Below are 14349 nucleotides of genomic sequence, written 5' to 3'. Positions count from 1 at the left end.
GAAACAATTTTTATAGAGTATTAGTTGATAACTGGGTAATAAGGTTACTGAAATCATCCGGCAAGGGACTTTCTAACTGCAAGTCTTGCTCTAGAAAAGGATGATAAAAGGATAGGTAATGGCAATGTAGGGCTTGGCGCTGAATTCCATCATCTAGACTACCACCGTACAAGTCATCTCCCAACAAAGGAAAACCAATATGAGAAAAGTGGACTCGGATTTGGTGGGTTCGCCCAGTGTGCAGGCGAATATCGACCAAGTGAATATTTCCATAAGAAGCTACAATCTTGTAAGAAGTATGAGCATACTTTCCACCTTTAGCTACACGTCTGGTAATAATGGAGTCTTCATCACGCGCAATCGGGGCAATAATTTCCCCCTCTGACTCCAAGTATCCTTCACCTTTAACCAAAGCAAAGTAGCGTTTCTCGATAGATTTTTTCTGCAACTGCTTGTCTAGTCGTGCATGGGCATAGCCGTGCTTGGCAAAGAGCATCAAGCCAGAAGTGTCCCTATCGAGCCTAGTCACAATGTGAACCTGCTGATTTTCATAGTTTTGCTTGACATAGTAACCCTTAATAAAATTGGCAATGGTATTGGAGTGATTGACACTAGGAATAGAAGCAACTCCATAGGGTTTATTCAAGACTAGAAAATGGTCATCCTCATAGAGAATGTCTAATGGTCTCTCGATAGCTTCTAGAGTTTCAAAGCCTTCCTCAGCGGGAATATCAATGGTAACGCGGTCTCCAATATCCAATAGATAGGTTGCATTTTGCGGTTGGTCATTGACCAGTATAGCTCCGCCTCGAAACTTAATCTTAGCCAGCAGCCCCTTAGAAACCTCATGCTTTTTTAAGAAGGTCTTAACCTTGACATGCTCATCTGCGATAAATTCAAACCTCATTCGTCCACCTCGCCGATAAATGCATCCTTAACACGATTCCAAAAACTGGTATGGCTAGGTGATGCTACAAAGTGAATCTTATGATGGTCGATTTGATACTCAATTCGCTCAATATTGCGGAAAGAATAAACGCTATTGTCAACAGAAATGGTATGGTAATCGTTTCTCGTTGGAATGAGTTCAATCTTATCCTTTTTAGGAACAATAATGGACGAACCCAGCGTTCGATAAACACGATTGTTAAGGCTTGCAATTTCCGTTAATTGCAAAGCTTCAATGGTTGGGTGTAAAACAGCTCCACCAAGCGACTTGTTATAGGCTGTACTACCAGTCGGTGTCGAAACTGTTAGCCCATCTCCACGAAAACGTTCAAAGTGAACACCATTAATCACAACGTCCGCCACCATGGTTCGATCAGACCTGCGGATACTGGCTTCATTTAGTGCTCTAAAAATCTTCACTTCACCATTTTCAAGAAAGACCTTCACATTTAGAACAGGGTATGATACCTTTGCACCAGTATCTAGCTGCAAATTAGTCACTAGCTTATCCAACTCAAAATCACGGTAGTCCGTATAGAAGCCCAAATGTCCAGTGTGAACACCAATGAAGCGGACCTTGTCAAGCTGGTTTTCGTACTTATGAAAGGCCGACAAGAGCATACCATCCCCACCAATGGAGATGACAATGTCCGGATTGGTATCATTGAGTATAAACTGGTTTCTCTTCAAACGATCTCGCAATTCATACAAAACCCTTTGACTTTGCGGTTTTCTATTAGCTATCAGGTCAATTCGTTTACCTGTATTCTTCATCTGTATCGTCACTGTTTCCTACACCGTCATTTAATTTTCTACTCAAAGGATCAAAAAGAGCCTGGGCTTCCTGGATATCATCTCGAATTTTACCCATTTCTTCATCCAACTGATGGGCAATTTTGGCAGTAATTTCCAGTCTCTTTTTAATTTCCTCTGGGAAATCCCCTTGGTACTTGTAGTTGAGAGAATGTTCTATCGTTGCCCAGAAATTCATGGCCAAAGTACGAATTTGAATTTCCGCCAAAATGGTCTTGGCTCCATTGATGGTGTCAACCATATATTCTACTACCACATGATAGGAACGGTAGCCTGAAGCCTTTCGATGAGTAATGTAATCTCGCTCTTGTACAATCCGCATATCCTGACGCTTGCGCAAAATAGCCACAACTTCTTGGACATCATCTACAAACTGGACCATCACACGCAAACCAGCAATATCCTGTAAATCGTGTTCCAAGGTCGCATAAGTAATACCACGTCGAGGCATTTTTTCCTTGATACTTTCAATTGGCTTGACTCGACCAGTCACAAACTCAATCGGAGAATGCTTATTTTGCTTACGATATTGCTTACGAATACCACGTAGTTTAATCTTTAACTCACCAACAGCTTGAATGTAAGGATCTAGAAATTCTTCCCATTCTAAGGTCATATATTCTCCCTTGTTCCCATATTATCCTTCAAAATATCTTTGATTTTTTCTCCAGATTCATATACAATAAATACAAAGCTATTATATCATATAATCCGCTTTCATAGATAAAGAAAAGGTAAGAAAATTGAAACATTTAGAAATTGAATTGAAAACACTCTTGAAAAAAGATGAATATGATCGTCTAAAAGACCAATTCACAGGTGTCACTCCTGTCCGTCAAAAAAATTACTACATCGACACACCTGATTTTGAACTTCGAGAAAAGAAAGTTGCTATGCGCATTCGCACTTTTGAAGACTGGGCAGAATTGACACTCAAAGTCCCACAGAGTGTTGGAAACATGGAATACAATCAAAAATTGCAACTAAAAGATGCGGAAAACTATCTGGCTAAGCAAGAACTTCCTCAGGGGCTAGTACTGGATGAATTAGCCAAACATGGTATCCAAAGCAAGAACTGGCAGGTACTAGGTTGTCTAACAACATTTCGCTATGAAATGCAAACATCTATTGGTCTCATGGCACTGGATGAGAGTCAGTATTTTGATATAATAGATTACGAATTAGAACTTGAAGTGGAAAATCACGAGCAAGGCAAACAGGATTTCCAGCAATTTTTAGAGGAAAATCATATTTCTTATCAAAAAGCTTCTTCAAAATTGGTTCGATTTGTCAAAAGCATGAAAAATAGCTGAAATAATCTCCAATTTTTGGTAAAATAGAAAAGATAAAAATACACAAATCCCAGTTCATATATGTAAGGTAAATATAACTAGGATTTATAAAGTTTACAGAGGATGGTCCATAATGTCAGATAGAAAAAATATGAAACTTTTCACACTCAACTCTAACCAAGAGATTGCACAGAAAATTGCACAAGCTGTTGGTGTCCCACTTGGAAAACTGTCATCACGTCAATTTTCAGACGGAGAAATCCAAGTGAATATTGAAGAAAGTGTCCGTGGTTATGATGTTTACATCATCCAATCAACAAGTTTCCCTGTTAATAACCACCTAATGGAATTGTTAATCATGGTTGATGCTTGTGTGCGTGCAAGTGCCAATACTATTAACGTTGTCCTTCCATATTTTGGCTATGCACGCCAAGACCGCATTGCTTCACCTCGTGAGCCACTTACAGCTAAACTAGTCGCTAACATGCTGGTTAAGGCTGGAGTTGACCGTATACTTACGCTTGATTTACATGCTGTTCAGGTTCAAGGATTCTTTGACATTCCTGTTGATAACCTCTTCACAGTTCCTCTATTTGCAAAACATTACTGCGATAAGGGCCTACTTGGTTCGGACGTAGTTGTCGTTAGCCCTAAAAATTCAGGTGTCAAACGTGCTCGTAGCCTAGCTGAATACCTTGATGCTCCTATCGCTATTATCGACTATCCTCAAGACGATGCAGGCCGCAACGAAGGTTATATTATCGGTGATGTCGAAGGCAAAAAAGCTATCTTGATTGACGATATTTTAAATACTGGACGTACCTTCTCTGAAGCTGCAAAAATCGTTGAACGTGAAGGAGCTACAGAAATTTATGCTGTTTCTAGCCACGGTCTCTTCGTTGAAGGAGCTGCTGAACTTCTTGACAATACAAATATTAAAGAAATTCTTGTGACTGATTCAGTGGCAACAAAAGAAAAAACTCCTAAAAACGTACGCTACATCACTGCTAGTGAGTTAATTGGTAATGCCATCGTCTGTATCCACGAAAGAAAACCAGTCAGCCCACTCTTTGCCTACAACAAAAAGAAATAAGGTGATTCTTTGATTTATTTGGACAACGCTGCAACGACTCCCATGTCAGCAGTTGCTATTTCAGCTACGACCAAGGTTATGCAAGAAACCTATGGAAATCCTTCTAGTATTCATGGGCATGGTCGTCAAGCTGGCAAACTCTTGCGAGAAGCCCGTCAGGAACTAGCTCAGTTACTGGGAACAAAACCTCAACATATCTTTTTCACTTCTGGTGGGACTGAAGGAAATAATACTGCTATCATTGGATACTGCCTTCGTCATCAAGAACAAGGAAAACATATCATCACAACTGCCATTGAGCACCATGCTGTCCTTGAAACCATTGATTACTTGGTTCAACACTTTGGTTTTGAAGCAACCATTATCCAGCCAGAAAATCAAGAAATTACAGCTCAACAAATTCAAAAGGCTTTACGCAACGATACAATCTTGGTTTCTACCATGTTTGCCAATAATGAGACAGGAAACCTACTGCCCATTGCTGAAATTGGCCAAATACTCAAGCAACATCCTGCCGCCTATCATGTTGATGCAGTTCAAGCTATTGGTAAAATCCCTATTCATCCAGAAGAATTGGGCATTGATTTTCTCACTGCTTCTGCCCATAAATTCCATGGTCCTAAGGGAATCGGCTTTCTCTACGCATCTAGCATGGACTTTGATTCCTATCTACATGGCGGAGACCAAGAACAGAAAAAACGTGCAGGAACTGAAAATCTAGCTGCCATAGTGGCTATGGTTGCAGCCCTAAAAGAAGACCTAGAAAAACAAGAAGAACATTTTCAACATGTACAAAATCTAGAAACTGCCTTTCTGGCAGAGCTAGAGGGAGTTCAGTATTACCTGAATAGAGGCGAACACCATCTCCCTTATGTTCTCAATATTGGATTTCCTGAACAGAAAAACGACCTCTTGCTCCTTCGGCTAGATTTAGCTGGAATTTCTATCTCTACTGGCTCAGCCTGTACTGCAGGCATTGTTCAATCGAGCCATGTTCTTGAAGCTATGTACGGAGCAAATTCAGAACGCTTGAAGGAATCCGTTCGTATCAGTTGGTCGCCACAAAATACTGTTGAAGACCTACAAACCCTCGCAAAAACCTTAAAAGAAATTATCGGAGGTTAGCCATATGGCATTTGAAAAAACCATTCAGTTAAAAAATTGTCGTTACGACTACACTCTTAGTCCTTCTGTTAAGAAATTCACCCTCAAGGATAACACATTTTTTGAGACAAAAGTTGGTAACTATGAATTGACTCGCCTTTTGGAAAAAGTTCCGAACAGCGGTGAGGGATTCCAACTCAAAATCATCATTAACAAGGAACTTACAGGTGCTAAAATCAATATCACTGACAAGTTTGGGCTACGTCTAGTTGATATTTTCAAATCAGAAGACCACCACATTCATCAGGAAAAATTCTACTTCCTCATGGATAGCTTGGTAGAACGTGGTGTCTTTACAAAATCGGAAAGATAGAGCCAAAATGTTTGAACTGACCTATAAGGACAGCTATCATGTAGAGCGGACTCTCAAGTATGAGGATTACGAAGCTCTCATGCTGGCTCTGTCAGGATGTGTAACCCTACCAGATACACTTTATGTGACTTCTTTGACTTTTAAGGGGCAGGAAGTTTATCAAGGACTGGTCGGAGACCTCTACCGTTTTCTATCACATGCAGATTTTTTACATCAAAACTAAGATTTTTCTTAGTTTTTTCTTGTTTTTGTTGATTTTTTCACAATGTTTCTATAAAATAGAAGAATAGAAAGGTTGTGATTTTGTGAAAGATAAACAGTCTGCTATTCCAAAAGCTACAGCGAAAAGACTCTCTCTCTACTATCGAATTTTTAAGAGATTTCATGCAGAAAAGATTGAACGTGCCAACTCTAAACAAATTGCAGAGGCCATTGGTATTGATTCAGCGACAGTTCGTCGTGATTTTTCCTATTTTGGTGAACTAGGTCGTCGTGGTTTTGGCTATGATGTCAAAAAACTGATGACGTTTTTTGCCGATTTGCTCAATGATAACTCCATCACCAATGTCATGCTTGTGGGTATTGGAAATATGGGCCATGCCCTTCTCCACTACCGCTTCCACGAGCGTAACAAGATGAAAATTATCATGGCCTTTGACCTAGATGACCATCCTGAGGTCGGTACCCAAACTCCTGACGGGATTCCCATTTACGGGATTTCTCAAATCAAGGAAAAAATCAAGGATGCTGATGTGAAGACTGCAATCCTGACCGTTCCCAGCGTTAAGTCACAAGAGGTTGCTAATCTCTTGGTTGATGCTGGCGTGAAAGGAATTCTCAGTTTTTCACCAGTCCATCTGCATTTACCAAAAGACGTGGTCGTTCAGTATGTCGATTTGACAAGTGAACTCCAAACCCTCCTCTACTTCATGCGAAAAGAGGATTAGAAAGCGAAAATCATTTTATGAAAAAACCAGTTATTGGGATTACAGGAAACGAAAAAACTCATCCAGATGATGACATCATGATGAGCTACGCAGCAAAAGGCTTTGTTGAAGGCGTTAAAGACGCTGGAGGGATTCCCATCATCCTACCGATTGGTGATCAAGAAATGGCCTGCCACTATATCAGTATGATTGACAAGCTCATCTTAACGGGTGGGCAAAATGTTGATCCAAAATTCTATGGCGAACCGAAAACCATTGATAGCGATGACTACCACCTTCAAAGAGATATCTTCGAACTGGCCCTCATCAAAGAAGCTATTAACCAGAAAAAGCCTATTTTCTCCGTCTGTCGTGGGACTCAACTCTTTAACGTTGCCATGGGTGGCACTTTGCATCAAGATATTGAAGACCACTGGCAGGATTGTTCGGCTGAATACACAACTCAACGCTTGGTGACAGAACCAGATACCGTTCTCCGAGAAATCTATGGAGAAATTTCCCATATCAACTCCTTCCACCACCAGAGCATCAAGGATTTAGCACCAAATTTAAAGATTGCGGCTCATGATCCTAAAGATGGTATCATTGAAGCTGTCATGAGTACGGATGATTTCTCCTTTCTCGGTGTCCAATGGCACCCAGAATTTCTTTTTGAAAATCGTCCCAAAGATAAAAACCTCTTTGACTATGTCGTTAATGAACTTTAAATTAAATCTGTCTTTTCACGGTAACTAAAGTAATTAGAATGAGAGACAATCAAATGGTCCAAGAGGACAATCCCCATTAGGTCGCAGGCTTTTTTGACAAGTTTAGTGACATGATCATCATTACGACTAGGGGCTACCGCTCCTGAAGGATGATTGTGGACCAAGATGAGAGAGGTCGCCATATGCTTGATGGCATAGTGAAGGATCTCTCGCGGTTCAGCGATACTACGAGTTGCAGAACCGATAAAAATGGTCTGTTGATGGATGATTTGATTTTGAGTATTGAGATAGAGCGCCACCAGGTGCTCTTGTTTTTTATGTCCCAACTCCTGTTGCATCTTCTTGGCTAACTTTTGGCTACTAAGAATACTTTCCATCTCAATAGTCTCATGTTTATGAACACGATGCCCCAGTTCAATCATAGCTTGTAATTCTATAGCCTTAACACGACCGATACCAGACAGACTCTGCAATTCTTGCAGGGTCATTTTTTTCAAATCTGTTAGGCTTGAAAGATTGTTCAAAACTTTCTGGGCAATTTCAAAAACGCTGGCTTGACGTGTTCCTGTCCTGAGTAAAATAGCTAGCAACTCTTGATTACTGAGCGCTTCAACTCCTTCTTTTGCCAGCCTTTCTCTTGGTAATAGTGAATCTTCTTGAAATGAAATACTGTACATAAAAATCCTCCTCACTTTATTATTCGTGAGAAGGATGGAAAATTATATTTTTTTCTCAATTGGAGCTACACTAGCTAAAAGTTTTTTCAAACCTACTTCTGGGAAATTGATTTTTAATTCCTGCGTAGCACCGCTTCCTGAAACTTCCAGAACAGTTCCCTCTCCCCATTTCTTGTGGAGAGCAATGTCACCAATGGACCAATTTGCCTCGCTAGACCCTGATTTTGCTCCAGCTGTAAATTGACCAAACGGAAGACCGCTTGACTGGATAGATTTTGGGGCAGCACTGCGTTTACGGTCTTGAAGAGCCTGGGCAAGACTCATACCTTGACCAAAGGCAAGACCACCACTGCTATAAGATGCCTTAAAGCTTGAATTTGAAGGACGAGACAGACCTTGATACTCAAGCAAGTCTGAACTGATTTCGTTAATAAATCGAGTAGGACGGTTGTAGTTGGTGCGACCGAAAAGCAGACGCGAGTTGGCGTTGGTCAGATAGAGAATTTTCTCTGCACGCGTAATTCCTACATAGGCCAGACGGCGTTCTTCTTCTAATTCATCTTGATCTTCAGCTGCACGGCTAAGCGGAAAGAGATTTTCTTCCATCCCAATCAAAAAGACAACTGGAAACTCGAGACCTTTGGCAGCATGCAGAGTCATTAGGGTAACTTCTGATGTCTCCTGACTACCTGAATCTGTGTCCGCAATCAAGGCTAAATCATTTAAGAAGCGACTCAGTTTGTCCAGACCAGTTTCTTCTTCTGGCCCATCAGATGTGTCATCAAAGTTTTTCGTCACAGAAAGGAACTCTTCAATATTTTCAACCCTAGCCTTGCTTTCTAAAGTCGCTTGGGCATTAAGAATATCGATGTAACCTGTTTTTTCTAGAACCGCCTCAACCAACTCAGTAATGCTTAACTGGTCCAGTTGCTCCCTCAAATCCAAAATCATATTGGCAAAATCCCAGATAGACTGGGCTGCTTTACCCTTGATACCAGACAACATGATATTAGCAGAAGCATCTAGCATGGACATGTTTTGCATATTCGCAAAGTCACGGATTTTTTCAACGGTTCCTGGCCCAATTCCACGTTTAGGCTCGTTGATAATACGCTCAAAACTAATATTGTCACTCAAATTAGCAATGAGGTTGAGATAAGCGATAATATCGCGAATTTCCTTACGGCTGTAGAACTTGGTTCCACCTACCATAGTATAAGGAATGTTTGACTTGAGCAGGGCTTCCTCAATAGTACGAGACTGGGCGTTTGTCCGATAGAGAACGGCAAAATCCTTGTGAAGGAAGTTTTGACTCCGACCAAGTTCATCTATAGTTCTGGCTACAAATACAGCCTCATCTAGCTCATCATTGGCACGATAGTAAACGATTTGTTCTCCATCCGCATTCTGGGTCCAGAGATTTTTAGGGAGACGGTTTTTATTGTTTTTAATAACTTCATTGGCCGCTTGGAGAATGGTTTTAGTTGAACGATAATTCTCCTCCAACAAAACAACCTTGGCTTGGGGGTAATCCTTTTCAAAGTCCAAGATATTCTGCATATCAGCACCACGCCAACCGTAAATAGACTGGTCCGCATCTCCAACCACACAAATATTTTTAAAACGGGATGCCAAGAGTTTGACCAATTGGTACTGAGCATGGTTGGTATCTTGGTACTCATCAACGTGGATGTACTGGAATTTCTGTTGATAGTAAGTCAAAACATCAGGATTTTGATCAAAGAGACGCAGGGTCAGCATAATCAAATCATCAAAGTCAACCGACTCCGACTGACGAAGCTCTTTTTGATAAGCAGTGTAACACTGGGCCACGATTTGCGTATACATATCTCCAGCTTGGGAAGCATAAGCTACATCATCAATCAAATCATTCTTAGCATTGGAAATGGTTCCTAAGATGCTTCGTTCATTCCATTTTTTAGGATCCAAGTTTAACTGCTTGAGAATGCGTTTCATGAGAGTTCGTTGTTCACCAGGATCCACAATAGTAAAATTACGGTTGTAGCCAATATGGTCCGCATCCCGACGCAAAATACGAACACACATGGAGTGGAAGGTCGCAATCAGACAGTCCTGAGTGGATGGATTGAGGCTATAAGCACGCTCCTTCATCTCACGCGCAGCCTTGTTAGTAAAGGTAATGGCCAAGATATTCCAAGGATTGACCATCTTTTCATCAATCAAATAAGCGATACGGTGGGTCAAAACACGAGTCTTTCCAGAACCAGCCCCTGCCATGATTAACAAGGGACCTTCTGTCGTTTGCACCGCCTCAGCCTGACGGTCATTCATTCCATTTAATAATGCGTTCATCTTCTCTTCCTTACTCTTGAAGTCAATATTTCTATTATATCAGAATTCAGGGAAAATATCTTTACCTAGACTGATTGCGTCTAGAAGGCAACTTCTTATATCTAGATAAAAAATGAGCTTGGATATTATTTCCAAACTCATTTAAAATCAATTGCAATATACTAGAACAAGCCTAATACTGTTCCATCGCTTTCAACATCCATGTTGAGAGCAGCTGGTCGTTTTGGAAGTCCTGGCATGGTCATGACATCACCAGTTAAGGCAACGATAAAGCCTGCACCTAATTTTGGAACCAATTCACGAATGGTAATTTCAAAGTTTTCAGGTGCTCCAAGTGCATTCGGATTGTCTGAGAAACTATATTGAGTTTTAGCCATACAGATTGGCAATTTGTCCCAACCGTTTTGAACAATTTGAGCGATTTGTGTTTGAGCTTTCTTTTCAAAGTTAACTTTGCTACCACGGTAGATTTCAGTAACAATCTTTTCAATCTTTTCTTGAACAGAAAGGTCATTGTCATACAAACGTTTGTAGTTAGCTGGGTTTTCAGCGATAGTCTTAACAACCGTTTCAGCAAGAGCTACACCACCTTCGGCACCATCAGCCCAGACACTTGCTAGTTCAACTGGCACATCAATAGAAGCACAGAGTTCTTTTAAGGCTGCGATTTCTGCTTCAGTATCAGAGACAAATTCATTGATTGCTACAACTGCAGGTACACCAAATTTACGGATATTTTCAACATGGCGTTTCAAGTTGGCAAAACCGACACGAACAGCTTCTACATTTTCTTCAGTCAGAGCGTCTTTAGCCACGCCACCATTCATCTTAAGGGCGCGAAGGGTTGCAACAATAACTACTGCATCTGGAGATGTTGGCAAGTTCGGTGTCTTAATATCAAGGAATTTCTCGGCACCAAGGTCTGCACCAAAACCAGCTTCAGTAACTGTGTAATCAGCCAAGTGAAGGGCTGTGCTTGTTGCCAAAACTGAATTACATCCATGAGCAATATTGGCAAATGGACCACCGTGTACAAAGGCAGGAGTTCCGTAAATTGTCTGAACCAAGTTTGGCTTAATAGCATCCTTCAAGATCAATGCTAAAGCACCTTCAACCTGCAAATCACCTACTGAAACAGGGGTACGGTCATAACGATATCCGATAACGATATTAGCCAATCGACGCTTCAAGTCCTCAATGTCTGTAGCCAAGCAAAGAATTGCCATGATTTCTGAAGCAACGGTAATGTCAAAGCCATCCTCACGTGGAATACCATTTAGAGGACCACCAAGTCCAACGGTCACATGGCGAAGAGCACGGTCATTCAAGTCAACGACACGTTTCCAGAGGATACGACGTTGGTCAATTCCCTGCTCATTCCCTTGGTGCAAGTGGTTGTCAATCAAGGCTGAAAGAGCATTGTTGGCAGTCGTAATGGCATGCATGTCCCCAGTAAAGTGAAGGTTGATGTCTTCCATTGGTAGAACTTGGGAATAACCACCACCAGCCGCACCACCCTTAATACCCATTACTGGACCAAGAGATGGTTCGCGAATAGCAATCATGGTTTTCTTACCGATTTTGTTTAAGGCATCCGCAAGACCAATGGTAATGGTTGATTTTCCTTCACCTGCAGGTGTTGGGTTGATAGCAGTAACCAAAATCAATTTCCCAACTGGATTGCTCTCAACTGCACGAATTTTATCAAAGCTGAGCTTAGCCTTGTACTTTCCATACAACTCCAAATCGTCGTAAGAAATTCCAAGTTTCTCTACAACATCAACGATTGGTTCCAACTCAATACTCTGTGCAATTTCAATATCTGTTTTCATTCAAAACTCCTCTAACCTCTTATATGATAATTCATTATAACACAAAAAACAGATTTTTAACAGAAAGGAACTCTGTTAACGTTCGTAAAATTTGTGTTTTTAAAGGATTTTAGTCTTCTTTCTTAATTTTTATATGGATTTATAGTTTGCAACTATACGCTTTTCTTTTACCAAAATTTTATCACTTTCATTTTACTTACCGTTTATTTTTGTGTACAATAGTGCTATGAAAATTTTAGTTACATCGGGCGGTACCAGTGAAGCTATCGATAGAGTCCGCTCTATCACTAACCATTCTACAGGTCGCTTGGGGAAAATCATCGCAGAAACCTTGCTTGCTGCAGGGCATGAAGTTTGTTTGATAACAACAAAACGAGCTCTGAAGCCAGAAGCTCATCCCAACCTAAGCATTCTAGAAATTAAAGACACGAATAACCTTCTTCATGAACTGCAAGAACGTATTAAGGATTATCAGGTCTTGATTCACTCAATGGCCGTGTCTGACTACACTCCCGTTTATATGACGGGGCTTGAGGAAGTTCAGGCTAGCTCCAATCTAGAAGAATTTTTAAGCAGGCAAAATCATCAAGCTAAGATTTCTTCAACTGATGAGGTTCAGGTTTTGTTTCTAAAAAAGACACCCAAAATCATCTCTCTAGTCAAGGAATGGAATCCTGCTATTCATCTGATTGGTTTCAAACTGCTGGTTGATGTTTCCGAAGACCATCTGGTTGACATTGCTAGAGAAAGTCTTATCAAGAACCAAGCTGACTTAATCATTGCGAATGATCTCACTCAAATCTCAGCAGTTCAGCACCGCGCAATCTTTGTTGAAAAAGAACAGCTTCAAACAGCCCAGACTAAAGAAGAAATTGCAGAACTCCTCCTTGAAAAAATTCAAGTCTATCATTCGTAGAAAGGAAAGCTATGGCAAACATTCTCTTGGCTGTAACGGGCTCAATCGCCTCTTACAAGTCGGCAGATTTAGTCAGTTCTCTAAAAAAACAAGGTCATCAAGTCACGGTTTTAATGACTCAGGCCGCTACAGAGTTTATCCAACCTTTGACACTACAGGTCTTATCACAGAATCCTGTCCACCTTGATGTCATGAAGGAACCCTATCCTAATCAGATTAATCATATCGAACTTGGAAAAAAGGCAGATTTATTTATCGTAGCCCCTGCAACAGCTAACACTATTGCAAAACTAGCCCACGGATTTGCTGACAACATGGTAACTTGTATGGCTCTAGCCTTGCCAAGTCATATTCCCAAACTCATCGCACCAGCTATGAATACAAAAATGTATGACCATCCAGCAACTCAGGCTAATCTGAAAACATTAGAAACCTACGGCTATCAGCTGATTGCTCCAAAGGAATCCCTACTAGCTTGCGGAGACCACGGACGAGGAGCTTTAGCCGACCTCACAATTATTTTAGAAAGAATAAAGGAAACTCTCGATGAAAAAACGCTCTAATATTGCACCTATTGCTATCTTTTTTGCAACCATGCTCGTGATACACTTTCTGAGCTCGCTTGTCTTTAACCTTTTTCCATTTCCAATCAAACCGACCATTGTTCATATTCCTGTCATTATTGCCAGCATTATCTACGGTCCACGCGTTGGGGTTACACTTGGGTTTTTGATGGGGCTACTTAGCTTGACGGTTAACACAATTACAATTCTACCGACAAGCTACCTCTTCTCTCCCTTTGTACCAAATGGGAACATCTACTCAGCTATCATTGCCATCGTCCCACGTATTTTGATTGGTTTAACTCCTTATCTAGTCTATAAACTGATGAAAAACAAGACTGGTCTGATTTTAGCTGGTGCCCTTGGTTCACTGACCAACACAGTCTTTGTACTTGGTGGAATTTTCTACCTTTTTGGAAATGTTTTTGATGGTAATATCCAAAAACTCCTAGCAACTGTTATCTCAACAAATTCGATTGCCGAATTAGTCATTTCCGCAGTTCTAACCCTAGCCATTGTTCCAAGACTACAGACTTTGAAAAAATAAAAACAATCTCCACTTCCAAACCTGAAAGTGGAGATTTTGTTTGAAGTAGTTCCTTTTTTGTGAAATCTTTATCAATATTTATACTCAATGAAAATCAAAGTGCAAACTAGGAGGCAAGCTGCAGGTTGCTCAAAACACTGTTTTAAGGTTGCAAATGGAAGCTGACATGGTTTGAAGAGATTTTCGAAGATTATTAACTTAAA

Annotated in this window: 16 protein-coding genes; 10 read left to right on the top strand and 6 right to left on the bottom strand. The window is 40.7% G+C overall.

Annotation, left to right across the window (positions count from 1 at the left end; translation table 11 throughout):
* Positions 1–10: 10 nt before the first annotated feature.
* The 3 genes from FBF73_RS04695 to FBF73_RS04685 are packed head-to-tail and all read right to left on the bottom strand — an operon-like array spanning position 11 to position 2377.
* Complete coding sequence (locus FBF73_RS04695) at positions 11–907, bottom strand: RluA family pseudouridine synthase (RefSeq protein ID WP_124787688.1); 897 nt, start codon at positions 905–907, stop codon at positions 11–13.
* Complete coding sequence (locus tag FBF73_RS04690; protein ID WP_033681742.1) at positions 904–1722, bottom strand: NAD kinase; 819 nt, start codon at positions 1720–1722, stop codon at positions 904–906. The genes FBF73_RS04695 and FBF73_RS04690 overlap by 4 nt, the downstream gene beginning before the upstream one ends.
* Positions 1706–2377 (bottom strand): GTP pyrophosphokinase, encoded by a 672-nt coding sequence (locus tag FBF73_RS04685; RefSeq protein WP_136937125.1) that lies wholly within the window; start codon positions 2375–2377, stop codon positions 1706–1708. The genes FBF73_RS04690 and FBF73_RS04685 overlap by 17 nt, the downstream gene beginning before the upstream one ends.
* Positions 2378–2504: 127 nt before the next feature.
* On the opposite strand from FBF73_RS04685, the gene FBF73_RS04680 reads away from it, so the two are divergent.
* From FBF73_RS04680 to FBF73_RS04650, 7 genes are all read left to right on the top strand, one after another.
* Positions 2505–3074, top strand: coding sequence for a CYTH domain-containing protein (locus FBF73_RS04680; RefSeq protein WP_136937124.1), 570 nt, complete (start codon positions 2505–2507; stop codon positions 3072–3074).
* Positions 3075–3186: 112 nt separating this feature from the next.
* Positions 3187–4146 carry a ribose-phosphate diphosphokinase gene (locus tag FBF73_RS04675; protein WP_136937123.1) on the top strand — a complete coding sequence of 320 codons (960 nt, stop codon included), beginning with the start codon at positions 3187–3189 and terminating at the stop codon, positions 4144–4146.
* 9 nt (positions 4147–4155) lie between these two features.
* A complete protein-coding gene (locus tag FBF73_RS04670) occupies positions 4156–5271 on the top strand; it encodes a cysteine desulfurase family protein (RefSeq protein WP_136937122.1) in 1116 nt (371 codons plus the stop codon).
* Positions 5272–5275: 4 nt separating this feature from the next.
* Complete coding sequence (locus tag FBF73_RS04665) at positions 5276–5623, top strand: DUF1831 domain-containing protein (RefSeq protein ID WP_000863540.1); 348 nt, start codon at positions 5276–5278, stop codon at positions 5621–5623.
* A 7-nt stretch (positions 5624–5630) separates the two neighbouring features.
* Positions 5631–5846 (top strand): DUF4649 family protein, encoded by a 216-nt coding sequence (locus FBF73_RS04660; RefSeq protein WP_000462491.1) that lies wholly within the window; start codon positions 5631–5633, stop codon positions 5844–5846.
* 82 nt (positions 5847–5928) lie between these two features.
* Positions 5929–6570, top strand: a complete 642-nt coding sequence (locus FBF73_RS04655) for a redox-sensing transcriptional repressor Rex (protein ID WP_020901411.1) — start codon at positions 5929–5931, stop codon at positions 6568–6570.
* Positions 6571–6587: 17 nt separating this feature from the next.
* Positions 6588–7277 carry a gamma-glutamyl-gamma-aminobutyrate hydrolase family protein gene (locus FBF73_RS04650; RefSeq protein ID WP_136937121.1) on the top strand — a complete coding sequence of 230 codons (690 nt, stop codon included), beginning with the start codon at positions 6588–6590 and terminating at the stop codon, positions 7275–7277.
* On the opposite strand, the gene radC is transcribed toward FBF73_RS04650, so the two are convergent.
* The 3 genes from radC to FBF73_RS04635 form a co-directional block, all read right to left on the bottom strand.
* The gene (radC, locus tag FBF73_RS04645; protein WP_136937120.1) at positions 7274–7954 is read right to left on the bottom strand and encodes a RadC family protein; all 681 of its coding nucleotides are present in this window, start codon (positions 7952–7954) and stop codon (positions 7274–7276) included. The two genes, FBF73_RS04650 and radC, sit on opposite strands and share 4 nt — an antisense overlap.
* A gap of 42 nt (positions 7955–7996) precedes the next feature.
* Entirely contained in the window at positions 7997–10288 is a 2292-nt protein-coding gene (pcrA, locus tag FBF73_RS04640) for a DNA helicase PcrA (protein ID WP_136937119.1), read from the bottom strand.
* 161 nt (positions 10289–10449) lie between these two features.
* Positions 10450–12120 (bottom strand): formate--tetrahydrofolate ligase, encoded by a 1671-nt coding sequence (locus tag FBF73_RS04635; RefSeq protein ID WP_136937118.1) that lies wholly within the window; start codon positions 12118–12120, stop codon positions 10450–10452.
* A 226-nt stretch (positions 12121–12346) separates the two neighbouring features.
* Here FBF73_RS04635 and coaB point away from each other — a divergent pair, with 226 nt between their 5' ends.
* Genes coaB through FBF73_RS04620 form a run of 3 tightly spaced genes read left to right on the top strand, consistent with a single transcriptional unit; the run spans position 12347 to position 14146 of the window.
* A complete protein-coding gene (gene coaB, locus FBF73_RS04630; RefSeq protein ID WP_136937117.1) occupies positions 12347–13036 on the top strand; it encodes a phosphopantothenate--cysteine ligase in 690 nt (229 codons plus the stop codon).
* An 11-nt stretch (positions 13037–13047) separates the two neighbouring features.
* Positions 13048–13599 (top strand): phosphopantothenoylcysteine decarboxylase, encoded by a 552-nt coding sequence (coaC, locus tag FBF73_RS04625; RefSeq protein WP_136937116.1) that lies wholly within the window; start codon positions 13048–13050, stop codon positions 13597–13599.
* On the top strand, positions 13583–14146 hold the full coding sequence (locus FBF73_RS04620) for an ECF transporter S component (protein WP_033688884.1): 564 nt from the start codon (positions 13583–13585) through the stop codon (positions 14144–14146). Before coaC ends, FBF73_RS04620 begins: the two co-directional genes overlap by 17 nt.
* Positions 14147–14349 lie beyond the last annotated feature (203 nt).

The organism is Streptococcus mitis, assembly GCF_005144795.1.
Classification (GTDB): Bacteria; Bacillota; Bacilli; order Lactobacillales; family Streptococcaceae; genus Streptococcus; species Streptococcus mitis_BB.
Note: the sequence above shows the minus strand (reverse complement) of the source record. Positions and strands in the feature narration are given on the sequence as shown.

Excerpts from the sequence above, each read along its gene's own strand:
- FBF73_RS04650 (WP_136937121.1), top strand. The coding sequence starts at position 6,588 with ATGAAAAAACCAGTTATTGGGATTACAGGAAACGAAAAAACTCATCCA.
- FBF73_RS04665 (WP_000863540.1), top strand. The coding sequence starts at position 5,276 with ATGGCATTTGAAAAAACCATTCAGTTAAAAAATTGTCGTTACGACTAC.
- FBF73_RS04695 (WP_124787688.1), bottom strand. The coding sequence starts at position 907 with ATGAGGTTTGAATTTATCGCAGATGAGCATGTCAAGGTTAAGACCTTC.
- coaB (WP_136937117.1), top strand. The coding sequence starts at position 12,347 with ATGAAAATTTTAGTTACATCGGGCGGTACCAGTGAAGCTATCGATAGA.
- FBF73_RS04660 (WP_000462491.1), top strand. The coding sequence starts at position 5,631 with ATGTTTGAACTGACCTATAAGGACAGCTATCATGTAGAGCGGACTCTC.
- radC (WP_136937120.1), bottom strand. The coding sequence starts at position 7,954 with ATGTACAGTATTTCATTTCAAGAAGATTCACTATTACCAAGAGAAAGG.
- FBF73_RS04620 (WP_033688884.1), top strand. The coding sequence starts at position 13,583 with ATGAAAAAACGCTCTAATATTGCACCTATTGCTATCTTTTTTGCAACC.
- FBF73_RS04675 (WP_136937123.1), top strand. The coding sequence starts at position 3,187 with ATGTCAGATAGAAAAAATATGAAACTTTTCACACTCAACTCTAACCAA.
- FBF73_RS04635 (WP_136937118.1), bottom strand. The coding sequence starts at position 12,120 with ATGAAAACAGATATTGAAATTGCACAGAGTATTGAGTTGGAACCAATC.
- FBF73_RS04690 (WP_033681742.1), bottom strand. The coding sequence starts at position 1,722 with ATGAAGAATACAGGTAAACGAATTGACCTGATAGCTAATAGAAAACCG.
- pcrA (WP_136937119.1), bottom strand. The coding sequence starts at position 10,288 with ATGAACGCATTATTAAATGGAATGAATGACCGTCAGGCTGAGGCGGTG.
- coaC (WP_136937116.1), top strand. The coding sequence starts at position 13,048 with ATGGCAAACATTCTCTTGGCTGTAACGGGCTCAATCGCCTCTTACAAG.
- FBF73_RS04685 (WP_136937125.1), bottom strand. The coding sequence starts at position 2,377 with ATGACCTTAGAATGGGAAGAATTTCTAGATCCTTACATTCAAGCTGTT.